The organism is Citrobacter sp. NCU1, assembly GCF_010231475.1.
Lineage (GTDB): Bacteria > Pseudomonadota > Gammaproteobacteria > Enterobacterales > Enterobacteriaceae > Citrobacter_D.
In genome coordinates this window covers 45,085-67,489 of the sequence record NZ_NRDO01000072.1, presented here as the reverse complement: position 1 = coordinate 67,489, position 22,405 = coordinate 45,085, and the positions used below count along the sequence as shown (strand labels likewise).

At 52.3% G+C, this 22,405-nt stretch carries 24 protein-coding genes; 18 read left to right on the top strand and 6 right to left on the bottom strand.

Translation table 11 applies throughout. From position 1 onward, the window contains the following. The first annotated feature begins 6 nt into the window (after positions 1–6). From accD to hisP, 11 genes are all read left to right on the top strand, one after another. Positions 7–921: an acetyl-CoA carboxylase, carboxyltransferase subunit beta gene (gene accD / locus CJP72_RS20205; RefSeq protein ID WP_162383109.1), complete on the top strand. Its 915-nt coding sequence runs from the start codon at positions 7–9 to the stop codon at positions 919–921. A 69-nt stretch (positions 922–990) separates the two neighbouring features. Next, positions 991–2,259, top strand: a complete 1,269-nt coding sequence (gene folC, locus CJP72_RS20200) for a bifunctional tetrahydrofolate synthase/dihydrofolate synthase (protein ID WP_162383108.1) — start codon at positions 991–993, stop codon at positions 2,257–2,259. Next, complete coding sequence (dedD, locus tag CJP72_RS20195) at positions 2,249–2,932, top strand: cell division protein DedD (protein ID WP_162383107.1); 684 nt, start codon at positions 2,249–2,251, stop codon at positions 2,930–2,932. The genes folC and dedD overlap by 11 nt, the downstream gene beginning before the upstream one ends. A 244-nt stretch (positions 2,933–3,176) precedes the next feature. Continuing rightward, positions 3,177–3,665: a colicin V production protein gene (gene cvpA / locus CJP72_RS20190; RefSeq protein WP_162383106.1), complete on the top strand. Its 489-nt coding sequence runs from the start codon at positions 3,177–3,179 to the stop codon at positions 3,663–3,665. 37 nt (positions 3,666–3,702) lie between these two features. Further along, positions 3,703–5,220 carry an amidophosphoribosyltransferase gene (gene purF, locus CJP72_RS20185; RefSeq protein WP_162383105.1) on the top strand — a complete coding sequence of 506 codons (1,518 nt, stop codon included), beginning with the start codon at positions 3,703–3,705 and terminating at the stop codon, positions 5,218–5,220. Positions 5,221–5,316: 96 nt separating this feature from the next. Continuing rightward, on the top strand, positions 5,317–5,886 hold the full coding sequence (gene ubiX, locus CJP72_RS20180; RefSeq protein ID WP_162383104.1) for a flavin prenyltransferase UbiX: 570 nt from the start codon (positions 5,317–5,319) through the stop codon (positions 5,884–5,886). Positions 5,887–6,173: 287 nt separating this feature from the next. Continuing rightward, positions 6,174–6,956, top strand: a complete 783-nt coding sequence (argT, locus tag CJP72_RS20175; protein ID WP_162383103.1) for a lysine/arginine/ornithine ABC transporter substrate-binding protein ArgT — start codon at positions 6,174–6,176, stop codon at positions 6,954–6,956. A 247-nt stretch (positions 6,957–7,203) separates the two neighbouring features. After that, entirely contained in the window at positions 7,204–7,986 is a 783-nt protein-coding gene (hisJ, locus tag CJP72_RS20170; protein WP_162383102.1) for a histidine ABC transporter substrate-binding protein HisJ, read from the top strand. 94 nt (positions 7,987–8,080) lie between these two features. Continuing rightward, positions 8,081–8,767 (top strand): histidine ABC transporter permease HisQ, encoded by a 687-nt coding sequence (locus CJP72_RS20165; RefSeq protein ID WP_162383101.1) that lies wholly within the window; start codon positions 8,081–8,083, stop codon positions 8,765–8,767. Next, positions 8,764–9,477 carry a histidine ABC transporter permease HisM gene (hisM, locus tag CJP72_RS20160; RefSeq protein WP_162383100.1) on the top strand — a complete coding sequence of 238 codons (714 nt, stop codon included), beginning with the start codon at positions 8,764–8,766 and terminating at the stop codon, positions 9,475–9,477. Before CJP72_RS20165 ends, hisM begins: the two co-directional genes overlap by 4 nt. A 7-nt stretch (positions 9,478–9,484) precedes the next feature. After that, on the top strand, positions 9,485–10,258 hold the full coding sequence (gene hisP, locus CJP72_RS20155) for a histidine ABC transporter ATP-binding protein HisP (RefSeq protein ID WP_162383099.1): 774 nt from the start codon (positions 9,485–9,487) through the stop codon (positions 10,256–10,258). Between the two features lie 70 nt (positions 10,259–10,328). Here the strand turns inward: hisP and CJP72_RS20150 are convergent, their stop codons facing one another. From CJP72_RS20150 to yfcG, 4 genes are all read right to left on the bottom strand, one after another. Next, positions 10,329–10,838, bottom strand: a complete 510-nt coding sequence (locus CJP72_RS20150; protein ID WP_162383134.1) for a GNAT family N-acetyltransferase — start codon at positions 10,836–10,838, stop codon at positions 10,329–10,331. A 70-nt stretch (positions 10,839–10,908) separates the two neighbouring features. Next, positions 10,909–11,802, bottom strand: coding sequence for a TIGR01777 family oxidoreductase (locus CJP72_RS20145; protein WP_162383098.1), 894 nt, complete (start codon positions 11,800–11,802; stop codon positions 10,909–10,911). Positions 11,803–11,823: 21 nt separating this feature from the next. Continuing rightward, the gene (folX, locus tag CJP72_RS20140; RefSeq protein WP_162383097.1) at positions 11,824–12,186 is read right to left on the bottom strand and encodes a dihydroneopterin triphosphate 2'-epimerase; all 363 of its coding nucleotides are present in this window, start codon (positions 12,184–12,186) and stop codon (positions 11,824–11,826) included. 76 nt (positions 12,187–12,262) lie between these two features. Continuing rightward, entirely contained in the window at positions 12,263–12,886 is a 624-nt protein-coding gene (gene yfcG / locus CJP72_RS20135; RefSeq protein WP_162383096.1) for a GSH-dependent disulfide bond oxidoreductase, read from the bottom strand. Positions 12,887–13,026: 140 nt separating this feature from the next. Between yfcG and yfcF the strand changes: the two genes are divergently transcribed. The 3 genes from yfcF to yfcD are packed head-to-tail and all read left to right on the top strand — an operon-like array spanning position 13,027 to position 14,879. Then, positions 13,027–13,671, top strand: coding sequence for a glutathione transferase (gene yfcF / locus CJP72_RS20130; RefSeq protein ID WP_162383095.1), 645 nt, complete (start codon positions 13,027–13,029; stop codon positions 13,669–13,671). A 55-nt stretch (positions 13,672–13,726) separates the two neighbouring features. Further along, a complete protein-coding gene (gene yfcE / locus CJP72_RS20125; RefSeq protein ID WP_162383094.1) occupies positions 13,727–14,278 on the top strand; it encodes a phosphodiesterase in 552 nt (183 codons plus the stop codon). A 55-nt stretch (positions 14,279–14,333) separates the two neighbouring features. Continuing rightward, positions 14,334–14,879 carry an NUDIX hydrolase YfcD gene (yfcD, locus tag CJP72_RS20120; RefSeq protein WP_162383093.1) on the top strand — a complete coding sequence of 182 codons (546 nt, stop codon included), beginning with the start codon at positions 14,334–14,336 and terminating at the stop codon, positions 14,877–14,879. An 88-nt stretch (positions 14,880–14,967) separates the two neighbouring features. Here yfcD and pta read toward each other — a convergent pair whose 3' ends face one another. Both pta and ackA read right to left on the bottom strand, forming a co-directional pair. After that, positions 14,968–17,109, bottom strand: coding sequence for a phosphate acetyltransferase (gene pta / locus CJP72_RS20115; RefSeq protein WP_162383092.1), 2,142 nt, complete (start codon positions 17,107–17,109; stop codon positions 14,968–14,970). A gap of 75 nt (positions 17,110–17,184) precedes the next feature. Further along, positions 17,185–18,387, bottom strand: a complete 1,203-nt coding sequence (gene ackA, locus CJP72_RS20110; RefSeq protein WP_162383091.1) for an acetate kinase — start codon at positions 18,385–18,387, stop codon at positions 17,185–17,187. Positions 18,388–18,724: 337 nt separating this feature from the next. On the opposite strand from ackA, the gene yfbV reads away from it, so the two are divergent. The 4 genes from yfbV to CJP72_RS20090 all read left to right on the top strand — a co-directional run bounded on the left by yfbV (position 18,725) and on the right by CJP72_RS20090 (position 22,339). After that, a complete protein-coding gene (yfbV, locus tag CJP72_RS20105; protein WP_162383090.1) occupies positions 18,725–19,180 on the top strand; it encodes a terminus macrodomain insulation protein YfbV in 456 nt (151 codons plus the stop codon). An 84-nt stretch (positions 19,181–19,264) separates the two neighbouring features. Further along, complete coding sequence (locus CJP72_RS20100) at positions 19,265–19,759, top strand: YfbU family protein (protein ID WP_162383089.1); 495 nt, start codon at positions 19,265–19,267, stop codon at positions 19,757–19,759. Next, on the top strand, positions 19,731–20,429 hold the full coding sequence (locus CJP72_RS20095; RefSeq protein ID WP_193568807.1) for a sugar phosphatase: 699 nt from the start codon (positions 19,731–19,733) through the stop codon (positions 20,427–20,429). The genes CJP72_RS20100 and CJP72_RS20095 overlap by 29 nt, the downstream gene beginning before the upstream one ends. Positions 20,430–20,506: 77 nt before the next feature. Further along, positions 20,507–22,339 (top strand): SLC13 family permease, encoded by a 1,833-nt coding sequence (locus tag CJP72_RS20090; protein ID WP_162383087.1) that lies wholly within the window; start codon positions 20,507–20,509, stop codon positions 22,337–22,339. Positions 22,340–22,405 lie beyond the last annotated feature (66 nt).

The following is a 22,405-nucleotide window of genomic DNA, read 5'->3' as shown; positions in this document are numbered from 1 at the left end:
TCACTAATGAGCTGGATTGAACGAATTAAAAGCAACATTGCTCCCACCCGCAAGGCAAGCATTCCTGAAGGGGTGTGGACTAAGTGTGATAGCTGCGGTCAGGTTTTATACCGTGCTGAGCTGGAACGTAATCTTGAGGTCTGTCCGAAGTGTGATCATCATATGCGCATGTCGGCGCGCAATCGCCTGCATAGCCTGTTAGATGAAGGGACTCTTGTGGAACTGGGTAGCGAACTTGAGCCGAAAGACGTGCTGAAGTTCCGTGACTCCAAGAAATACAAAGACAGACTGGCGTCCGCGCAAAAAGAAACCGGAGAGAAAGACGCTCTGGTCGTGATGAAAGGCACGCTGCATGGCATGCCCGTTGTCGCTGCGGCGTTTGAATTCTCTTTTATGGGCGGTTCTATGGGCTCTGTCGTCGGCGCACGTTTCGTTCGTGCCGTTGAACAGGCGCTGGAAGATAACTGCCCGCTGATCTGCTTCTCCGCTTCCGGCGGCGCACGTATGCAAGAAGCGCTGATGTCGCTGATGCAGATGGCGAAAACTTCCGCAGCGTTGGCGAAAATGCAGGAACGTGGATTACCGTATATCTCCGTCTTGACCGATCCAACAATGGGCGGTGTATCTGCAAGCTTCGCCATGTTGGGCGATCTCAACATCGCTGAACCGAAAGCGCTGATCGGCTTCGCGGGCCCACGCGTCATCGAACAAACCGTACGTGAGAAACTGCCGCCGGGATTCCAGCGCAGTGAGTTCCTGATTGAAAAAGGCGCGATTGATATGATCGTCCGCCGCCCGGAAATGCGCCTGAAACTGGCAAGCGTTCTGGCGAAGCTGATGAATCTCCCTGCGCCAAATCCGGATGAACCGCGCGAAGGTGTGGTGGTGCCTCCGGTACCGGATCAGGAAGCAGAGGCCTGATAACTGAAAAGGGCAGGGCCATCGGCGCTGCCCTTTTTCTTTTCTCACCGTAGCGAATTTACATAAATCATGGACAATAAACGTATTCCTAAAGCCGCGTCGCCCCTGGCCTCGTGGCTTTCTTATCTGGAAAACCTGCACAGTAAAACCATCGATCTGGGCCTTGAGCGTGTAAGTCAGGTTGCGGCACGTCTTGGTGTTCTTAAACCGGCGCCGTTTGTCTTTACGGTGGCCGGAACGAACGGTAAAGGCACGACCTGCCGCACGCTGGAATCGGTGCTGATGGCGGCGGGCTATAAAGTCGGTGTTTACAGTTCTCCACATCTGGTGCGCTACACTGAACGTGTGCGGATACAAGGACAAGAGTTATCCGAGTCTGCGCATACCGCGTCATTTGCAGAAATCGAAGAGTCTCGCGGTGGGATTTCGCTGACCTATTTTGAGTACGGCACGCTTTCAGCGCTCTGGTTGTTTAAACAGGCGCAGCTGGATGTGGTGATTCTGGAGGTGGGATTAGGCGGTCGTCTGGATGCTACCAACATTGTGGATGCAGATGTCTCTGTCGTGACCAGCATCGCGCTGGATCATACTGACTGGTTGGGACCGGATCGCGAAAGCATCGGTCGCGAGAAAGCGGGGATCTTTCGTGCACATAAACCGGCCATTGTCGGCGAACCTGAAATGCCTTACACCATCGCCGATGTTGCGCAGGAAACCGGAGCGCTGTTGCGTCGTCGGGGTGTGGACTGGCATTTTGAGGTGTCTGGCGATAGCTGGTCGTTTACCGACTGCAACGGTACAGTAAAAGATTTGCCATTGCCGCTGGTGCCACAACCTAATGCCGCCAGCGCGCTGGCCGCGCTACGCGCCAGTGCACTGAACGTCAGTGACAAAGCGATTCGCGAGGGAATTACCCAGGCTATTTTGCCGGGACGTTTTCAGATTTTGAGCGAATCACCACGTGTTATTCTTGATGTCGCGCATAACCCTCATGCGGCGGAATATCTTACCGGACGCATGAAAATGTTGCCGAAAAGTGGGCGAGTGCTTGCTGTTATCGGTATGCTACATGATAAAGATATTGCAGGAACCCTGGCCTGGCTGAAAAGCGTGGTCGATGATTGGTATTGCGCGCCGCTGGAAGGGCCGCGAGGTGCGACGGCGGAGCAACTGCTGGAACATCTGGGGAGCGGTAACAGCTATGACAGCGTTGCTCTGGCATGGCATGCTGCAATGGCGGACGCAAAACCAGAGGATACCGTGCTGGTGTGTGGATCGTTTCACACTGTCGCACATGTCATGGAAGTGATTGACGCGGGGAGAAACGGTGGCAAGTAAATTTCAGAATCGTTTAGTCGGCACCATTGTGCTGGTCGCGCTTGGGGTCATCGTGCTTCCTGGGCTGCTTGACGGGCAGAAAAAACATTATCAGGATGAATTTGCCGCGATCCCGCTGGTACCGAAACCCGGTGACCGTGATGAGCCGGATATGATGCCTGCCGCGACGCAGGCGCTACCGACCCAGCCGCCTGAAGGCGCGGCAGAAGAGGTCAGGGCAGGGGACGCGGCAGCGCCATCCCTGGATCCGTCGCGACTGGCGTTGAACAACACCGCCGATCTCGATCCGGTTCCTGAACCTGTCGAACCCCCCAAGCCCAAACCGGTTGAAAAGCCGAAGCCGCAACCACCGCGTGAACAACCTGTTGCTGTGACGCAGACACCGCCGCCTGCGCCGAAACCGGTCGTCGAGGAAAAACCAGCGCCGACCGGCAAAGCCTGGGTTGTACAACTGGGCGCATTGAAAAATGCCGACAAGGTCAATGAGATAGTCGGTAAACTTCGTGGCGCGGGATTCCGGGTATATACTTCCCCCTCAACGCCAGTACAGGGTAAAATAACCCGCATTCTCGTTGGGCCTGACGCGTCAAAAGACAAGTTGAAAAGTTCATTGGGTGAGCTTCAGCAGATCTCAGGCTTAAGTGGTGTGGTGATGGGGTATAGCCCGAATTAAGTGACGTCGTTGGCCTGATGGCGGCACGCTTATCAGGTCTGTATCCCGACACTTGATAGGCCGGATAAGGTGTTTACAGCGCCATCCGGCAATGCCCATTGAGGCAAAAAGTACGATGGCGTTGAAGATTTTTTCAGCGCCATTTTTATTTACGCGTGGAAAGGAAATCCCTACGCAAACGTTTTCTTTTTCTGTTAGAATGCGCCCCGAACAGGACGACAGGGCGTAAAATCGTGGGACATGTATGGTCTGGATTGATTACGCCATTATCGCGGTGATTGGTTTTTCCTGTCTGGTTAGCCTGATCCGTGGCTTTGTTCGTGAAGCATTATCGTTGGTGACATGGGGTTGTGCTTTCTTTGTCGCCAGCCATTACTACACTTACCTGTCTGTCTGGTTTACGGGCTTTGATGACGAACTGGTTCGAAATGGGATTGCTATCGCGATACTGTTTATCGCGACGCTTATCGTCGGCGCTATCGTCAATTTTGTGATAGGTCAGTTGGTCGAGAAAACCGGTCTGTCGGGGACTGACAGGGTACTCGGGATCTGTTTCGGGGCTTTGCGAGGAGCGTTGATAGTTGCTGCCATTCTGTTCTTTCTCGATACCTTTACAGGCCTGTCGAAAAGTGAAGACTGGAGTAAGTCGCAGCTTATCCCGCAGTTCAGTTTCATCATCAGATGGTTCTTTGACTATCTGCAAAGCTCGTCAAGTTTCTTGCCCAGAACATAACTGAGTTCTGAGATGTGGCTTAACGAGGAAAAGACGTATGTGCGGTATTGTCGGTATCGCCGGTGTTATGCCGGTCAACCAGTCGATTTATGACGCGTTAACGGTGCTCCAGCATCGTGGCCAGGATGCCGCAGGCATCATCACCATCGATGCGAACAACTGCTTCCGCCTGCGCAAGGCGAATGGCTTAGTGAGCGATATTTTCGAAGCTCGCCACATGTTGCGTTTACAAGGCAATATGGGCATCGGTCATGTGCGTTACCCTACGGCTGGCAGCTCCAGCGCCTCCGAAGCTCAACCTTTTTACGTCAACTCGCCGTATGGTATTACGCTTGCCCATAATGGCAATCTGACCAATGCGCATGAGTTGCGTAAAAAGCTGTTTGAAGAAAAACGTCGCCACATCAACACCACTTCAGATTCTGAAATCCTGCTCAATGTTTTCGCCAGCGAACTGGATAACTTCCGCCATTATCCGCTGGAAGCCGATAATATTTTTGCGGCCATCGTGGCGACAAACCGTCAGATCCGTGGCGCATATGCGTGCGTGGCGATGATTATCGGTCATGGCATGGTTGCGTTTCGAGATCCTAATGGTATTCGCCCGTTAGTGCTGGGCAAACGTGACATTGGCGATGGACGCACCGAATATATGGTTGCCTCCGAAAGCGTTGCCCTCGATACGCTGGGTTATGAGTTTCTACGCGATGTTGCTCCTGGCGAAGCGGTGTACATCACCGAAAAAGGCCAGTTGTTTACCCGTCAGTGCGCTGATAATCCGGTCAGCAATCCTTGCCTGTTTGAGTACGTTTACTTTGCGCGCCCTGACTCCTTTATCGATAAGATTTCCGTCTACAGCGCTCGCGTGAACATGGGCACCAAACTGGGCGAGAAAATTGCCCGTGAATGGGAAGATCTGGACATCGACGTGGTCATTCCGATTCCGGAAACCTCGTGTGATATCGCGCTGGAAATCGCGCGCATTCTGGGTAAACCGTACCGTCAGGGGTTTGTGAAAAACCGCTATGTAGGTCGTACCTTTATCATGCCGGGACAACAGCTGCGCCGTAAATCAGTGCGTCGCAAACTGAATGCCAACCGCGCGGAATTCCGCGATAAAAACGTCCTGCTGGTGGATGACTCCATCGTGCGCGGCACCACTTCCGAGCAGATTATTGAGATGGCCCGTGAAGCCGGAGCGAAGAAAGTTTATCTCGCTTCCGCGGCACCAGAGATTCGTTTCCCGAATGTCTACGGTATTGATATGCCGACGGCGACGGAGCTTATTGCACATGGTCGTGAAGTCGACGAAATCCGCCAAATAATCGGCGCAGATGGTCTCATCTTCCAGGACCTGAACGATCTGATCGAAGCCGTACGCGCCGAGAATCCGGATATTCAACAGTTTGAATGTTCGGTGTTTAATGGTGTGTATGTGACGAAAGACGTTGACCAGCAGTATCTCGATTTTCTGGATACCTTGCGTAATGACGATGCCAAAGCGGTACAACGGCAGAACGAAGTCGAAAACCTCGAAATGCACAACGAAGGGTAATTTCCTTCTTCGGGCAAGGGCGCATTAGCGCCCTTGCTTGCAACTCCCCGTAAAATCCTGCAAAGTCAGCCCTGAAGCAAGAAAGGGCAAGTAAACATGAAACGACTCATCGTAGGGATCAGCGGCGCCAGCGGCGCAATTTATGGCGTGCGCTTATTGCAGGTGCTGCGCGATGTCCCGGGTGTGGAAACGCATCTGGTGATGAGTCAGGCGGCGCGGCAGACGCTTTCGCTGGAAACGGATTTTTCTTTACGTGAAGTACAGACTTTCGCTGATGTCACCCATGATGCGCGTGATATTGCGGCCAGTATCTCGTCAGGCTCTTTTCAGACGGCTGGGATGGTGATTTTGCCATGCTCGATTAAAACCCTTTCCGGCATTGTGCACAGTTATACCGATGGGTTGCTGACCCGTGCGGCGGATGTGGTACTGAAAGAGCGTCGTCCGTTGGTGTTGTGCGTACGTGAAACGCCGCTGCATCTTGGGCATTTGCGTTTGATGACGCAGGCGGCGGAAATCGGCGCCGTGATTATGCCGCCAGTTCCGGCGTTTTATCACCGTCCTCAGACTTTGGATGATGTGATTAATCAAACGGTTAATCGCGTTCTCGACCAATTTGATATTGCGCTGCCGCAGGATCTTTTTACCCGCTGGCAAGGGGCGTAACTTGCGCTTTCCCCGGGCGTAATTCATTCCGTTGCCCTGTTTCAGGGCAATTTTGTAACCGCGATCATATCCTCAACATTTAATTCGTCAAAACTCACCGAAACGCTGCGGTTCAACCGCTATACCTGCTATCTTCAACATCAGGACAATATTGCAACGTTTTATTAACAAATTTAACGTCAAATATCCTCATTGACGTGAAAATGGCATAAGACCTGCATGAAAAAGTCTGCAAACACACAACACAACGTAAAACATAATAAAATTACGCCACTTGAGGGTTATGTATGAAGAAGACGGTTCTCGCTTTGTCTCTGCTGGTAGGACTTTCCGCGTCAGCGGCCAGCTACGCAGCACTTCCGCAGACGGTTCGTATTGGAACAGATACCACGTATGCTCCTTTCTCATCGAAAGATGCCAAGGGGGATTTCGTCGGGTTTGATATCGATCTGGGGAATGAGATGTGTAAGCGTATGCAGATTAAGTGTACGTGGGTCGCCAGTGACTTTGATGCGCTCATCCCGTCGCTGAAAGCGAAAAAAATTGATGCGATCATCTCCTCTCTTTCCATCACCGAGAAGCGTCAGCAGGAGATTTCCTTCTCCGACAAACTTTATGCTGCTGATTCGCGACTGATTGCCGCAAAAGGGTCGCCGATTCAGCCAACCCTTGATTCACTGAAAGGAAAACATGTTGGAGTCCTGCAGGGGTCTACGCAGGAAGCCTATGCCAACGATACCTGGCGGAGTAAAGGCGTTGATGTCGTCGCCTATGCCAACCAGGATCTCATCTATTCTGACCTGACGGCGGGACGTCTTGATGCTGCATTGCAGGATGAAGTGGCGGCCAGCGAAGGGTTCCTCAAACAGCCTGCCGGTAAAGACTATGCGTTTGCCGGTCCTTCTGTGAAAGACAAAAAGTACTTTGGCGATGGTACCGGTATTGGTCTGCGTAAAGACGATACCGAGCTGAAAGCCGCGTTTGATAAAGCGCTGGGCGATCTGCGTAAAGACGGTACCTACGACAAAATGGCGAAAAAGTACTTTGACTTTAACGTCTACGGCGACTGATTCGCCGCAGTGGGAAATTTACTGCACCGTTTTGGCTAACCAAAATGGTGCATGATAAGTATCAGGCACTGTTATGGTGCAATTGTCGCTGTCGAAATGAGCATGAATGCATACTTAAGCGTTTTTCATGCAAATTAATAATGCTGGCAAGGTAGAATACTTTGCCTTGTCAGCCCGATTGATGGCACGATAACTGCTGCTGGTCCTGTAAAGATCCCCTATAAAAGACAGTCTGTTGAGGATAGTTATGAAAAAACTGGTGTTGTCTCTTTCTCTGGTCCTGGCTTTCTCCAGTGCTACTGCAGCATTTGCAGCCATTCCACAAAAAATTCGTATCGGCACCGATCCGACTTATGCCCCGTTTGAATCGAAGAATGCACAGGGGGAATTAGTCGGTTTTGATATCGATTTGGCGAAAGAACTGTGCAAACGTATTAATACACAATGTACCTTCGTGGAAAACCCGCTGGATGCGCTGATCCCTTCGTTAAAAGCGAAGAAAATCGATGCGATTATGTCTTCGCTTTCCATCACTGAAAAACGTCAGCAAGAAATCGCGTTTACCGACAAACTTTATGCCGCAGATTCTCGTCTGGTTGTCGCGAAAGCGGCTGACATCCAGCCCACCATCGAATCTCTGAAAGGGAAACGTGTAGGTGTACTGCAGGGCACCACCCAGGAAACGTTCGGCAATGAACACTGGGCGCCAAAAGGCATTGAAATCGTTTCTTATCAGGGGCAGGACAATATCTATTCCGACCTGACTGCTGGACGTATTGATGCGGCGTTCCAGGACGAAGTCGCTGCGAGCGAAGGTTTTCTGAAACAGCCTGTAGGTAAAGATTACAAATTCGGCGGCCCGTCAGTGAAAGATGAGAAACTGTTCGGCGTCGGTACCGGGATGGGTCTGCGTAAAGAAGACAATGAGCTGCGCGAAGCCCTGAACAAAGCATTTGCTGAAATGCGTGCTGACGGTACTTACGAGAAGCTGGCGAAAAAGTACTTCGACTTTGATGTTTACGGCGGTTAATCCCCCCGGCAGTTGATAAAGCCCACTCCCTCCTGCTGATGCGGGAGGGTGAAAAAAGAGGCGAAGCATTACCACACACGACAGGACAGGCAGCATGTTGTACGGGTTTTCAGGCGTTATTTTACAGGGCGCGATTGTTACGCTGGAGCTGGCTCTCAGCTCAGTTGTGCTGGCCGTTCTTATCGGTCTCGTCGGCGCGGGGGCGAAGCTTTCGCAAAGTCGCTCGATGGGGCTTATCTTCGAAGGATACACCACCCTGATTCGTGGGGTGCCAGATCTGGTTTTAATGCTGTTGATCTTCTATGGGTTGCAAATCGCACTTAACGCGGTGACTGACGCGATAGGGATCGGACAGATTGATATCGATCCAATGGTTGCAGGTATTATCACCCTGGGATTCATCTACGGCGCTTATTTTACGGAAACGTTCCGCGGGGCGTTTATGGCCGTGCCTAAAGGGCATATTGAAGCGGCAACGGCGTTTGGTTTTACCAGTTCGCAAACCTTCCGCCGAATTATGTTTCCGGCGATGATGCGTTATGCCTTGCCCGGCATTGGCAACAACTGGCAGGTTATTCTCAAGGCGACGGCGCTGGTTTCACTCCTCGGACTGGAAGATGTGGTCAAAGCTACCCAGTTGGCAGGTAAAAGCACCTGGGAACCGTTCTATTTCGCGGTGGTGTGTGGGGTCATCTATCTGGTATTTACCACGGTCTCTAATGGTGTACTGCTCTTTCTTGAGCGTCGTTACTCCGTGGGTGTGAAGAGGGCTGACCTGTGATCGAAATTATTCAGGAGTACTGGAAATCCTTGCTCTGGAGCGATGGCTATCGCTATACAGGCGTGGCGATCACCTTGTGGTTGCTGATTTCCTCTGTTGTGATGGGCGGGATTCTGGCCGTGTTTATGGCCATCGGTCGCGTCTCAAGCAACAAATTCATCCAGTTTCCTATCTGGCTGTTTACCTATATTTTTCGTGGCACGCCGCTTTATGTGCAACTGTTGGTGTTCTATTCCGGGATGTATACGCTGGAGATCGTTAAAGGTACCGATTTCCTCAATGCGTTTTTCCGCAGTGGACTTAACTGTACGGTGCTGGCGCTCACGCTGAATACCTGCGCCTATACGACGGAAATCTTTGCTGGGGCGATTCGCTCGGTGCCGCACGGTGAGATTGAAGCGGCACGTGCTTACGGTTTCTCTTCATTCAAATTGTACCGCTGCATTATTTTGCCTTCGGCATTGCGAATTGCATTGCCAGCCTACAGCAATGAAGTCATTTTAATGCTGCACTCCACGGCGCTGGCATTTACGGCGACGGTGCCGGATTTGTTGAAAATCGCCCGCGATATCAACTCAGCAACTTATCAGCCGTTTACCGCATTCGGTATCGCCGCTGTACTGTATTTGATTATTTCGTATGTCCTGATCAGTCTGTTCCGTAAAGCGGAAAAACGCTGGTTGCAGCATGTAAAACCTTCGACGCACTGAGAACATGATGTCTGAGAATAAATTAAACGTAATCGATTTACACAAACACTACGGCGAGCATGAAGTGCTGAAAGGGGTATCTCTGCAGGCTAATGCCGGAGATGTGATCAGCATTATTGGCTCATCCGGCTCTGGGAAAAGTACCTTTTTGCGCTGCATTAACTTCCTCGAAAAACCGAGTGATGGCTTAATCGTGGTTAACGGACAGAACATCAATCTGGTCCGGGACACCGATGGTCAGCTCAAGGTGGCGGATAAAAACCAGCTGCGTTTGCTGCGTACGCGTCTGACGATGGTGTTCCAGCATTTCAACCTCTGGAGCCACATGACCGTACTGGAAAACGTCATGGAAGCCCCCATTCAGGTGTTAGGTCTGAGCAAGCAGGAAGCCCGCGAACGCGCGGTGAAGTACCTTGCGAAGGTCGGCATTGATGAGCGCGCTCAGGGGAAATATCCGGTGCATCTTTCCGGTGGTCAGCAACAGCGCGTTTCTATCGCGCGCGCGTTGGCCATGGAGCCAGAAGTGCTGTTATTTGATGAACCGACCTCGGCGCTTGATCCGGAGCTGGTGGGCGAAGTGCTGCGCATCATGCAACAACTGGCGGAAGAGGGGAAAACCATGGTCGTGGTGACCCATGAAATGGGCTTTGCTCGCCATGTTTCCACCCACGTGATTTTCCTGCATCAGGGGAAAATTGAAGAAGAAGGTGATCCAGAGCAGCTGTTTGGTAATCCGCAAAGCCCCCGTTTGCAGCAGTTCCTTAAGGGATCGTTGAAGTAACGTTATGCCCGGTGGTCCACAGCGCTAACCGGGCTTGTTTTATAGTCTTTATGGCGTGTGCATCTGATGCTTATACCGGGCTACGTTCCAGGCGATAGACCCAGTCATCATAGAGCATGCCATTGACCTCATACGCTTTCTCCAGCACCTGAGTACGTACAAACCCCTGTTTCTCCAGTACACGCGCGGAAGGTGTATTATCCGCCAGCACGTAAGCGTTAATCGCATTCACACCCGTTTGAGTAAAGGCATACTGACAGATTGCCTGAAGTGCTTCGCTGGCAATCCCTTTGCCCTGCGCCGAAGGGATCACGGTATAGCCGACGTCGGCTTCCTGCGGATGCAGATGGCTTATCTGTAACCCAATATCGCCCAGCGGTGTCCCGTTTTCCTGCTCACGAATCACAAAGGTATGTTGTGCGGCAAGGCGGCGGGCAAACAGGAGGCGGGTTTCTCTTTCCGGGCTGATATCGGCCATAAAACGCATAATGTCCGGGTTTTCACGCAGCGCAAGGAAAAACAGCCAGTCTGAAGGTTGAAAAGGGGAGAGTGTGAGTCGTGATGTCGTAATGATCGCCATAAAGTCGTTATTCCGGTAGCCAGGCATATAACCTTACCACCGGAACGATTGTGATGAACAGCAGAGAGGATCAGTGGATTACATCCGCCAGCGCTTCTTCTAAGTCGTACCAGCGAAAAGTAAATCCGGCAGCCTCCAGCCGTTTGGGCAATGCGCGTTGTCCACCGAGAACCAGGACTGAAGATTCCCCCATCAACAGGCGTATGGCCGTGGCTGGTACGCGAACAATGGCGGGACGGTTCAGCGCATGGCCCAGCGCATGGGCGAATTGTTCATTACGCACGGGATACGGCGAAACCATATTGAAAGGTCCCTGCAGTTCGTGATCGAGCAACCAGAGAATACCGTTGACCATATCATCGATGTGGATCCAGGCCAGGTATTGACGACCCGTACCGATAGGTCCGCCCATCCCGATGCGAAAAGAGGGGATCATTTTCGCCAGAATCCCGCCCTTCGGCGCCAGTACCACGCCGGTCCGCAACAGACAAACCCGTGTTTTTTCACTTTGCGCGCTACTGGCGATCTGCTCCCAGCGTGCGCAAAGTTTATGGGTAAACTCGTTGTGAGGGGGCTCTTCTTCTGTTACCACCACTTCACCCAGATCGCCGTAATAACCCGCTGCGGAACCGGAGATCAGCACCGCAGGGGGCGTGTCGCTGGCGTTAATTAAGTCCGCCAGCTTTTGTGTCATGCTCCAGCGACTCTGGCACAGGCGTTCCTTTTGCTGTTCGGTCCAGCGTTTGTCGGCAATAGGTTCCCCGGCGAGATTAATCACGGCGTCAACGTGGTTGAGGTTTTTCTTATCCTCCAGCCCTTTCCAGAGTATGACCCGGGAGTCCAGAATCTGGCGAGCCTTTTCAGGATTGCGCGTCACGACCGTCACCTGATGCCCTGATTCCAGCAAACGGGGGATCAAATGACGTCCAATCAGACCAGTACCACCGGTTACCACTATTTCCATACCGCCTCCCGAAGTCTGCGCTTAGCGTCGCCAGCTTAGCGTCATTGAGACGGAGTCGGCGTAACGCAGTGCATGTAGTTTATCGATCTCTACTTCAGCATAAGTGACCCAGTGATGTTCACGTGCGATATCGAGCACATCCTGAGTTAATTTTTCCAGTAATGAGAAGCGGTTGCTCTCAACATGTCGAATGATGCTTTTGGTGATGGTGCGGTAATTCAGCGCATCGCTGATGTCCTCGCTGGTGCGCGCATGTTCCGCCGGATAATGAATAACAACATTGATAACAATGTCCTGGCGGTTGTTGATCTCTTCTTCTTTGATACCAATAAACGTGCGCAGGCGAAGATTTTTTATACGAATAATAGCGTCAGACTGTGACATTGCAGGTCTCCTCCATGTATGAACATCTGCATGATACACGAGAATGGGAACGCTTTATCTCCGAACGATGGCCAGTCTACTGCGCGTGCTGCATTGCCCGCACTGTCGCAGGGCGCGTACGGATGCGCTCGAACCAGTTATTGACCGCCGGGAACATATCGAGATCGATCCGTTGCCGTTGATGCGCATTTATCCACGGCCAGCAAGCGATATCGGCAATGCTGTAATGATCGCCGCCTAACCACGGGGAAGACTCCAGACGCTTGTTCAACACGGTGTACAGGCGCTGTGTCTCAATCTGGTATCGTTCAATTGCGTAGGGGATGGTCTGTGGTGCGAAGTGGCTGAAGTGATGATTCTGACCGAGCATCGGGCCAAGCCCGCCGACCTGCCAGAAAAGCCACTGGAGCGTAGTATGTCGTTCGCGTAACTTTTCACTCAGCAATTGCCCGGTTTTTTCCGCCAGATACAGCAAGATTTCACCCGATTCAAACACACTGAACGGCGCGCCGCCGTCTGCAGGCATATGGTCAACAATCGCCGGAATTTTATTGTTGGGCGAGATAGCTAAAAATTCGGGGCGGAACTGACTCCCTTTACTGATATCCACGTTGATCAGACGATAGTCAAGGCGGGTCTCTTCCAGAAACAGCGCAATTTTATGCCCGTTGGGGGTTGGGGCGTAGTAGAGGTCGATCATTTCAGCTCCCGTGCATATCGAAAAAATGGCTGATCAACACAAGTATAGAAAGCCTCTTGCGGTACGTGAGTTTTCATCAAGTGACAGCGCGTAAAAGACTCTATATTTTGTGATAACGCCAAAACATCAATGAGGATATTATGAGCAAGCCCGCGATAACGCTCTGGTCAGACGCTAACTTTTTTTCTCCCTACGTGATGTCTGTCTACGTTGCCCTGCAGGAGAAAGGGCTTCCCTTTACCCTCAAAACCGTTGATCTGAACAGCGGTGAACATTTACAACCGACCTGGCAAGGTTATGCGCTCACCCGTCGTGTCCCGGTACTGGAGATCGAGGGTTTTGAGCTTAGCGAATCTTCGGCCATCGCGGAGTATCTGGAAGATCGCTTTGCGCCGCCGCAATGGGAGCGCATTTATCCTCTTGACCTGCAAAAACGTGCTCGCGCTCGCCAGATTCAGGCATGGTTGCGAAGTGATTTAATGCCAATTCGCGAAGAGCGCCCCACGGATGTGGTGTTCGCAGGCGCGAAAAAAGGTCCTTTAAGCGAGGCGGGAAAAGCCAGCGTCGCGAAATTGTTTGAAACGGCAGGCAATTTGCTCGCTCACGGCAAACCGAATTTATTTGGCGAATGGTGCATTGCCGATAGCGATCTGGCGTTAATGATTAACCGCCTGCGGCTACAGGGGGATGAGGTGCCTGAATTGCTGGCTGAATATGCAGCATTCCAGTGGCAGCGCGCTTCTGTCCAGCGTTTTATCGCGCTTTCCTCGAAGCGTTCTGGCTGATAATCCCTGCGTATTCCAGTATCATAGAAGGGTTATTTACGACGAGGAGTGAGTGATGAAACTGATGTTTGCATCAGACATTCATGGGTCGTTGCCAGCAACGGAACGTGTACTCGAACTGTTTGCTAAAAGCGGTGCACAATGGCTGGTGATACTGGGGGACGTGCTTAACCACGGCCCGCGCAATGCGTTACCGGAAGGCTATGCGCCTGCTCAGGTTGCAGACCTGCTTAACACACTGGCCGGGCAGATCATTGCCGTGCGAGGAAACTGTGACAGCGAAGTGGATCAAATGCTGCTTCATTTCCCGATAACGGCACCCTGGCAGCAGATTCTGATGGAAAACCAGCGCCTGTTTCTGACACATGGACACCTTTTCGGTCCGGAGAACCTTCCTGCATTAAATACCGGAGATGTGCTGGTGTATGGGCATACACATCTGCCTGTTGCAGAAAAGCGGGGAGAGGTATATCACTTTAATCCAGGTTCAGTGAGCATCCCGAAAGGCGGCTTTAAGGCGAGTTACGGGATTCTGGATAATAATGTTTTACGTGTTATCGCACTCAATGATCAAAGTCTCATTGCGCAGATGACAATTAATCCGTAATTTACCCCACAATTGTAAACGCGCCGTAAGAGCGCTAGATAAAGAAGGTTTCCTGATGGTGGAACAGCGTCGTTTGGCAAGTACTGAATGGGTGGATATTGTGAATGAAGACAACGAAGTCATCGCACAATCCAGCCGCGAACAAATGCGGGCGCAATGTTTACGTCATCGTGCAACGTACATCGTTGTGCATGATGGCATGGGCAAAATCCTGGTTCAGCGTCGTACCGAAACAAAAGACTTTTTGCCGGGGATGTTAGATGCCACGGCGGGTGGTGTGGTACAGGCAGATGAGCAATTGCTTGAATCTGCCCGCCGTGAAGCGGAAGAAGAACTGGGTATTGCAGGCGTACCGTTTGCTGAACATGGCCAGTTCTATTTCGAAGATAAACACTGCCGCGTGTGGGGTGCACTGTTTAGCTGCGTATCCCACGGCCCGTTTGCGCTTCAGGAAACCGAAATCAGTGAGGTCTGCTGGCTGACGCCCGAGGAGATTACCGCGCGCTGCGATGAGTTTACGCCAGACTCGCTGAAAGCGTTGGCGCTGTGGATGACCCGCAATGCGAAGAATGAAACCGCCACGGCGGAAGAAACAGAATAATACTGTTTTGCAGACGTAAAAAAGGCAGCCATCAGGCTGCCTTTTTCGTCTCATCGCCAAATAATCTGTTCGATTATCCGGCGAGATATTACTGTTGCTGTGAAGACTGAATCGCAGTCAGAGCGATGGTGTAGACGATATCGTCAACCAGCGCGCCACGGGACAGGTCGTTCACCGGCTTGCGCATACCCTGCAGCATCGGCCCGATGGAGATCAGATCGGCAGAACGCTGTACCGCTTTGTAGGTGGTGTTACCGGTGTTCAGATCCGGGAAGATGAACACGGTAGCGCGACCTGCAACCGGAGAGTTCGGTGCTTTGGATTTCGCAACGTCAGCCATAACAGCGGCATCGTACTGCAGCGGACCATCGATCATCAGGTCAGGACGTTTTTCCTGCGCCAGACGGGTCGCTTCACGCACTTTCTCTACATCGCTACCTGCACCAGAAGTACCGGTGGAGTAGGAGAGCATTGCCACGCGCGGTTCGATACCGAAGGCGATCGCGGAGTCAGCAGACTGAATCGCGATTTCTGCCAGCTGTTCAGCAGTCGGATCCGGGTTGATCGCGCAGTCGCCGTAAACGTAAACCTGTTCCGGCAGCAGCATGAAGAACACAGAAGAGACCAGGGAGCTACCCGGCGCTGTTTTGATCAACTGCAGCGGCGGACGAATGGTGTTCGCGGTGGTGTGAACGGCACCGGAAACCAGACCGTCAACGTCGTCCTGTTCCAGCATCAGGGTGCCGAGAACGACGTTGTCTTCCAGCTGTTCGCGGGCAACGGTTTCGGTCATGCCTTTGTTTTTACGCAGTTCGACCAGGCGAGCCACATAGCTTTCGCGCACCACATCCGGGTCAACGATTTCTACGCCAGCACCCAGTTCAACGCCCTGAGAGGCGGCCACGCGGGTGATCTCATCCGGGTTGCCCAGCAGTACGCAGGTGGCGATACCACGTTCAGCACAGATGGCGGCAGCTTTAACGGTACGCGGTTCATCGCCTTCCGGCAGCACAACACGTTTACCGGCTTTACGCGCCAGTTCGGTCAGCTGGTAGCGGAACGCAGGCGGAGACAGACGACGGCTACGCTCAGAGGTCGCAGTCAGAGACTCGATCCAGTCAGCGTTGATGTAGTTAGCCACGTATTCCTGAACTTTCTCGATGCGCTCGTGATCGTCAACCGGTACTTCCAGGTTGAAGCTCTGCAAGCTCAGGGAGGTCTGCCAGGTGTTGGTGTTCACCATAAATACCGGCAGGCCAGTGGCGAACGCGCGTTCGCACAGTTTGGTGATGCGCGCGTCCATTTCGTAGCCGCCAGTCAGCAGCAGGGCACCGATTTCTACGCCGTTCATGGCGGCCAGGCATGCTGCAACCAGCACGTCCGGACGGTCAGCGGAAGTCACCAGCAGAGAACCTGCGCGGAAGTGTTCCAGCATGTGCGGAATGCTGCGCGCACAGAAGGTGACAGACTTCACGCGACGCGTGTTGATATCGCCTTCGTTAACCACGGTAGCGTTCAGATGACGCGCCATGTCAATCGCACGCGTTGCGATCAGGTCGAAGCTCCACGGCACTGCGCCGAGAACCGGCAGCGGGCTGGATTCTTGCAATTTAGCCGGATCAACTTTGACCACTTTCGCTTTGGAAGAGTCGTCAAAAATCTCGGACAGATCCGGGCGAGTACGGCCTTGTTCGTCAACAGGAGCGTTCAGTTTGTTAACGATAACGCCAGTAATGTTGGCGTTTTTGGCACCACCGAAGCTGCTGCGAGTCAGTTCAATACGCTCGTTCAGCTGTTCTGGGGTGTCAGTGCCCTGAGACATGACAAACACGATTTCCGCGTTCAGCGTTTTCGCGATTTCAAAGTTCAGAGCCTGAGCAAACTGGTGTTTACGGGTCGGTACCAGACCTTCAACCAGAACGACTTCTGCATCTTTGGTGTTCGCGTGATAGTTCGCGATGATCTCTTCCATCAGCACATCTTGCTGGTTGCTGGAAAGCAGAGATTCTACGTAGCTCATGTTCAGCGGTTCTGCTGCTGGCACAGAAGAACTTGCACGTAAGATGGTTGTCGTCTGGTCTGGCGCATCGCCACCGGCGCGCGGTTGAGCGATTGGCTTAAAGACGCTCAGACGAACGCCTTTACGTTCCATAGCACGGATCACGCCAAGGCTGACGCTGGTCAGGCCGACGCTGGTTCCGGTAGGGATCAGCATAATAATACGGGACACGGTTTATCCTCTTTCGTTACCGCCGGTTTCAGCGGGTTACAAAACAGCACCGCCAGCGAGGCTGGCGGTGTGAAATCAGGCAGTCAGACGGCTCGCGTCTTGCGCGATAACCAGTTCTTCGTTGGTTGGGATAACCACCGCAGGACGGGTACCTTCTTTATTGATGAAACCAGATTTGCCGAAACGGGCAGCCAGGTTGCGCTCGTGATCAACTTCAAAGCCCAGCACGCCCAGTTTGCCCAGAGACAGTTCGCGAACCATCGCGGCGTTTTCACCGATACCACCGGTGAAGACAACGGCGTCCAGACGACCATCCATCAGCGCAGTATAAGAGCCGATGTATTTCGCCAGACGGTGGCAGTAAACGTCCATTGCACGTTTAGCGTCTTCTTTGGTGGTGTAGTTGTCTTCAACGTAACGGCAGTCGCTGGTGACTTCGGTCAGACCCAGCAGGCCAGACTCTTTGGTCAGCATTTTGTTGATTGCGTCAACGCTCATGCCCAGAGTATCGTGCAGGTGGAAGATAATCGCCGGGTCGATATCACCGGAACGGGTACCCATCACCAGACCTTCCAGCGGGGTCAGACCCATAGAAGTATCGACACACTTACCATTACGGATAGCAGAAACAGAACCACCGTTGCCCAGGTGGCAGGTGATGATGTTCAGTTCTTCAACCGGTTTGTTCAGCATTTTTGCCGCTTCCTGGGTAACGAAGAAGTGGCTGGTGCCGTGCGCGCCGTAGCGACGAACACCGTGCTCTTTGTACAGGCTGTACGGCAGGGCATAGAGATAAGATTCTTCCGGCATAGTCTGATGGAACGCGGTGTCAAACACGGCAACGTTCTTGTCTTTCAGATTCGGGAAGGATTTCAGCGCTTCTGCGATACCGATCAAATGAGCCGGGTTATGCAGCGGCGCGAAAGAGGCAGAGTCTTTGATGCCCTGAATAACGGAGTCATCAATAACTACGGAGCTGGTATACTTCTCACCGCCGTGTACGATACGATGACCAATAGCGGTCAACTGCGCAGACAGTTCTGGTTTTTGTGCCAGAATAGTATTAACGATAAAGTTCAGCGCTTCACTGTGAGCGGCGCCTGCACCTAAAGCCGCTTCTTGTTTACCGCCGTCCATTTTCCATTTGATACGTGCTTCTGGGAGATGGAAACATTCGGCTAAACCAGAAAGGTACTCTTCACCATTGACTGCATCGATGATTGCAAATTTCAGTGAGGAGCTACCGCAGTTCAGAACCAGTACTAACTTACTCGACATGGAAGTACCTATTTATGATACGTGGCTAAAAAAACGTCAGTGAGCCATAGAGCGTAGCGCATGATGACGCTGACATTTATGATTAACATCATGCTCAATTATCTTTTCTGCATGATGGAAGAAATACCTTTGAGTCTATGCCATTTTGCGTATTTTTCAGCCAATGGCATACTGTATGTAAATTTGACGACTCAATAATTTTGTACTACTGACCATACAGGCCGACACAGGATACCCGATAGTGGGTATCGAAGACAAAATGTTTTGAACGTTGTTCCCTGCAGTTGTTGTTTTGCACAAATATTTTAATTTTTGTATGTGAAGTTGAGGTAAAGCCATGTCGACACCGGATAATCGCTCCGTAAATTTTTTTAGTTTGTTTCGCCGGGGGCAGCACTACGCAAAGACGTGGCCAATGGAAAAACGACTCGCACCCGTTTTTGTCGAGAATCGCGTGATTCGGATGACGCGTTATGCCATTCGCTTTATGCCGCCCATCGCGGTGTTTACGCTGTGCTGGCAAATTGCGCTGGGAGGGCAGTTAGGCCCTGCCGTCGCGACCGCCTTGTTCGCTCTCAGTTTGCCTATGCAGGGTTTATGGTGGCTGGGTAAACGCTCTGTAACACCACTGCCCCCCTCTATTTTGAGTTGGTTTTATGAGGTTCGCAGTAAATTACAGGAGGCTGGGCAGGCGCTGGCGCCAGTAGAAGGTAAGCCTGATTACCAGGCATTAGCTGACACGCTTAAGCGCGCTTTCAAACAACTGGATAAAACTTTTCTTGATGATTTGTAATTGACCCCTGATTACGCATATAAAAGAAGGCATAAGATGCCTTCTTTTTTTTCACCGTAGTAGAAGTGATACAGGAGTCCCAAAATGGAAATGACTAACGCTCAACGTCTTATTTTGTCTAACCAGTACAAAATGATGACCATGCTCGACCCGAGCAATGCTGAACGCTATCGCCGTATACAGACGATTATTGAACGTGGTTATGGTTTGCAGATGCGTGAGCTGGATCGTGAGTTTGGCGAGTTGACCGAAGAAACCTGCCGCACGGTGATCGATATTATGGAAATGTACCACGCGTTACACGTTTCCTGGACTAACCTGAAAGACGCGCAATCGATTGATGAACGTCGCGTGACGTTCCTGGGTTTTGACGCGGCCACGGAAGCACGTTACCTCGGCTATGTTCGTTTTATGGTGAATGTGGAAGGGCGCTATACTCATTTTGATGCGGGCACCCATGGTTTTAATGCTCAGACGCCGATGTGGGAGAAGTATCAACGCATGCTGAATGTCTGGCATTCTTGCCCTCGTCAGTATCACCTGAGCGCGAATGAAATTAATCAAATCATTAATGCCTGAGGGGGTCAGTGTGCAGTGTAAAGGTTTTCTGTTTGATCTGGATGGAACGCTGGTCGACTCATTACCCGCCGTAGAGCGAGCGTGGTGCAACTGGGCCGATCGTTTTGGGCTCAATCATGACGAGGTGCTGGGCTTTATACACGGCAAACAGGCGATAACCTCACTAAGACACTTTATGGTGGGCAAGCCTGAATCGGAGATTGCGGCCGAGTTCTCACGTCTGGAACAAATAGAGGCCACCGATACCGCCGGAATCGTCGCTCTGCCTGGCGCGGTTGCATTGCTGAATCACCTCAACAAAGCCGGGATCCCTTGGGCGATTGTCACGTCAGGCTCCATGCCGGTCGCGCGTGCTCGTCATAAGGCGGCGGGACTTCCTGTCCCGGAAGTCTTTGTCACGGCCGAGCGGGTCAAAAGAGGCAAACCGGAACCTGATGCGTACCTGCTGGGCGCACAGTTGCTCGGACTTTCGCCGCATGAATGTACCGTGGTTGAAGATGCGCCGGCCGGGATCCTTTCCGGCCTTGCCGCGGGATGTCATGTTATAGCGGTGAATGCGCCGGAAACGGCTTCATGTCTTGATGATGTTGATTTTTCCCTGAAGAGTCTTGAACAGATTTCCGTGACCAAACAACCCAACGGAAATGTCGTGGTTCTCAGACATACCTGATCATGATTTAGCCCCGCCCAATCGGGGCTTTTTTATGGCAGAATCAGTCGATACCCCTCATTACACAAGGATATGTTGTGAACGGTGAATTGATATGGGTTCTCTCCTTACTGGCAATCGCCGTTATTCTGTTTGCGACGGGCAAAGTGCGTATGGACGCGGTTGCTTTGCTGGTCATCGTGGCTTTTATTCTGAGTGGAACGCTGAGCATCACAGAGGCGTTTTCTGGTTTTAGCGACCCTAACGTTATCCTGATCGCCGCGCTATTTATTATCGGTGATGGTTTGGTGCGCACTGGCGTGGCAACCGTCATGGGAACCTGGCTGGTAAAAATGGCCGGTAGCAGTGAAGTCAAAATGCTGGTGCTGCTGATGATCACCGTGGCCGGTCTGGGCGCGTTTATGAGCTCAACGGGTGTCGTTGCTATCTTCATTCCCGTGGTATTAAGCGTGTCAATGCGTATGCAGACGTCGTCTTCGCGTTTGATGATGCCGCTCAGTTTTGCCGGGCTTATTAGTGGGATGATGACGCTGGTTGCTACCCCCCCCAACCTGGTGGTCAACAGCGAATTGCTGCGCGAAGGGCTACGCGGCTTTAACTTCTTTAGCGTGACGCCGATTGGCCTGGTGGTCTTGGTTCTTGGGATCATCTATATGCTGCTGATGCGTTTCATGCTCAAAGGCGATACGCCGGGGCAGCAACGTGAGGGGTGGAAGCGGCGTACCTTCCGCGATTTAATCAAAGAGTATCGCCTGGCAGGACGCGCCCGCCGCCTTGCTATTCGCCCGGGTTCTCCGCTGGTGGGGCAGCGTCTGGACGATCTGAAATTGCGCGAGCGTTACGGCGCAAACGTCATTGGCGTGGAGCGCTGGCGGCGTTTTCGTCGAGTGATTGTCAATGTTAATGGTGTCTCAGAATTTCGCGCCCGCGACGTGTTACTGATCGATATGTCGGCTGCTGAGGTGGATCTCCGCCAGTTTTGCAGCGAACAATTGCTGGAGCCGATGGTGCTGCGTGGGGAGTATTTTTCCGATCAGGCGCTGGATGTCGGGATGGCAGAAATTTCGTTGATCCCTGAATCAGAGTTAATTGGCAAATCAGTACGAGAAATGGCCTTTCGTACACGTCACGGCCTGAATGTTGTGGGGCTGAAACGTGATGGCGTTGCGATGGAAGGGGCGGTTGTCGATGAACCGTTGCTGATGGGCGATATTATTCTGGTGGTGGGAAACTGGAAACAGATAAGCCTGCTGGCGCAGCAGGGGCGCGATTTTGTGGTTCTCAACATGCCGGAGGAGGTCAGTGAGGCTTCACCCGCACACAGCCAGGCGCCGCACGCGATTTTTTGTCTGGTGCTGATGGTAGCCCTGATGCTGACAGATGAAATCCCTAACCCCGTCGCCGCCATTATCGCCTGTCTGTTGATGGGTAAATTCCGCTGCATTGACGCAGAAAGCGCCTATAAAGCCATTCACTGGCCGAGCATCATTCTGATTGTCGGCATGATGCCTTTTGCGCTGGCGCTGCAAAAAACCGGCGGTGTCGATCTGGTGGTGAAAGGATTGATGGACGTTGGAGGTGGTTACGGTCCGTATATGATGTTGGCCTGCCTGTTTGTGATGTGTGCCAGCATTGGATTATTTATTTCTAATACGGCGACGGCCGTGCTGATGGCACCCATTGCGCTGGCGGCGGCGAAGTCGATGGGCGTTTCGCCGTATCCTTTTGCCATGGTGATCGCGATGGCGGCATCAGCGGCCTTCATGACGCCGGTATCGTCGCCAGTCAATACGCTGGTTCTGGGACCGGGGAACTACAGCTTCAGTGACTTTGTGAAACTGGGTGTGCCGTTCACCGTCATCGTGATGGTGGTATGTGTGGTCATGATACCGATGCTGTTTCCGTTCTGATTTTGTGTCGCGTTGCCGGATGGCGTTAGCCGCTTATCCGGCCTGAAATGAGAACTGTCTCATAGG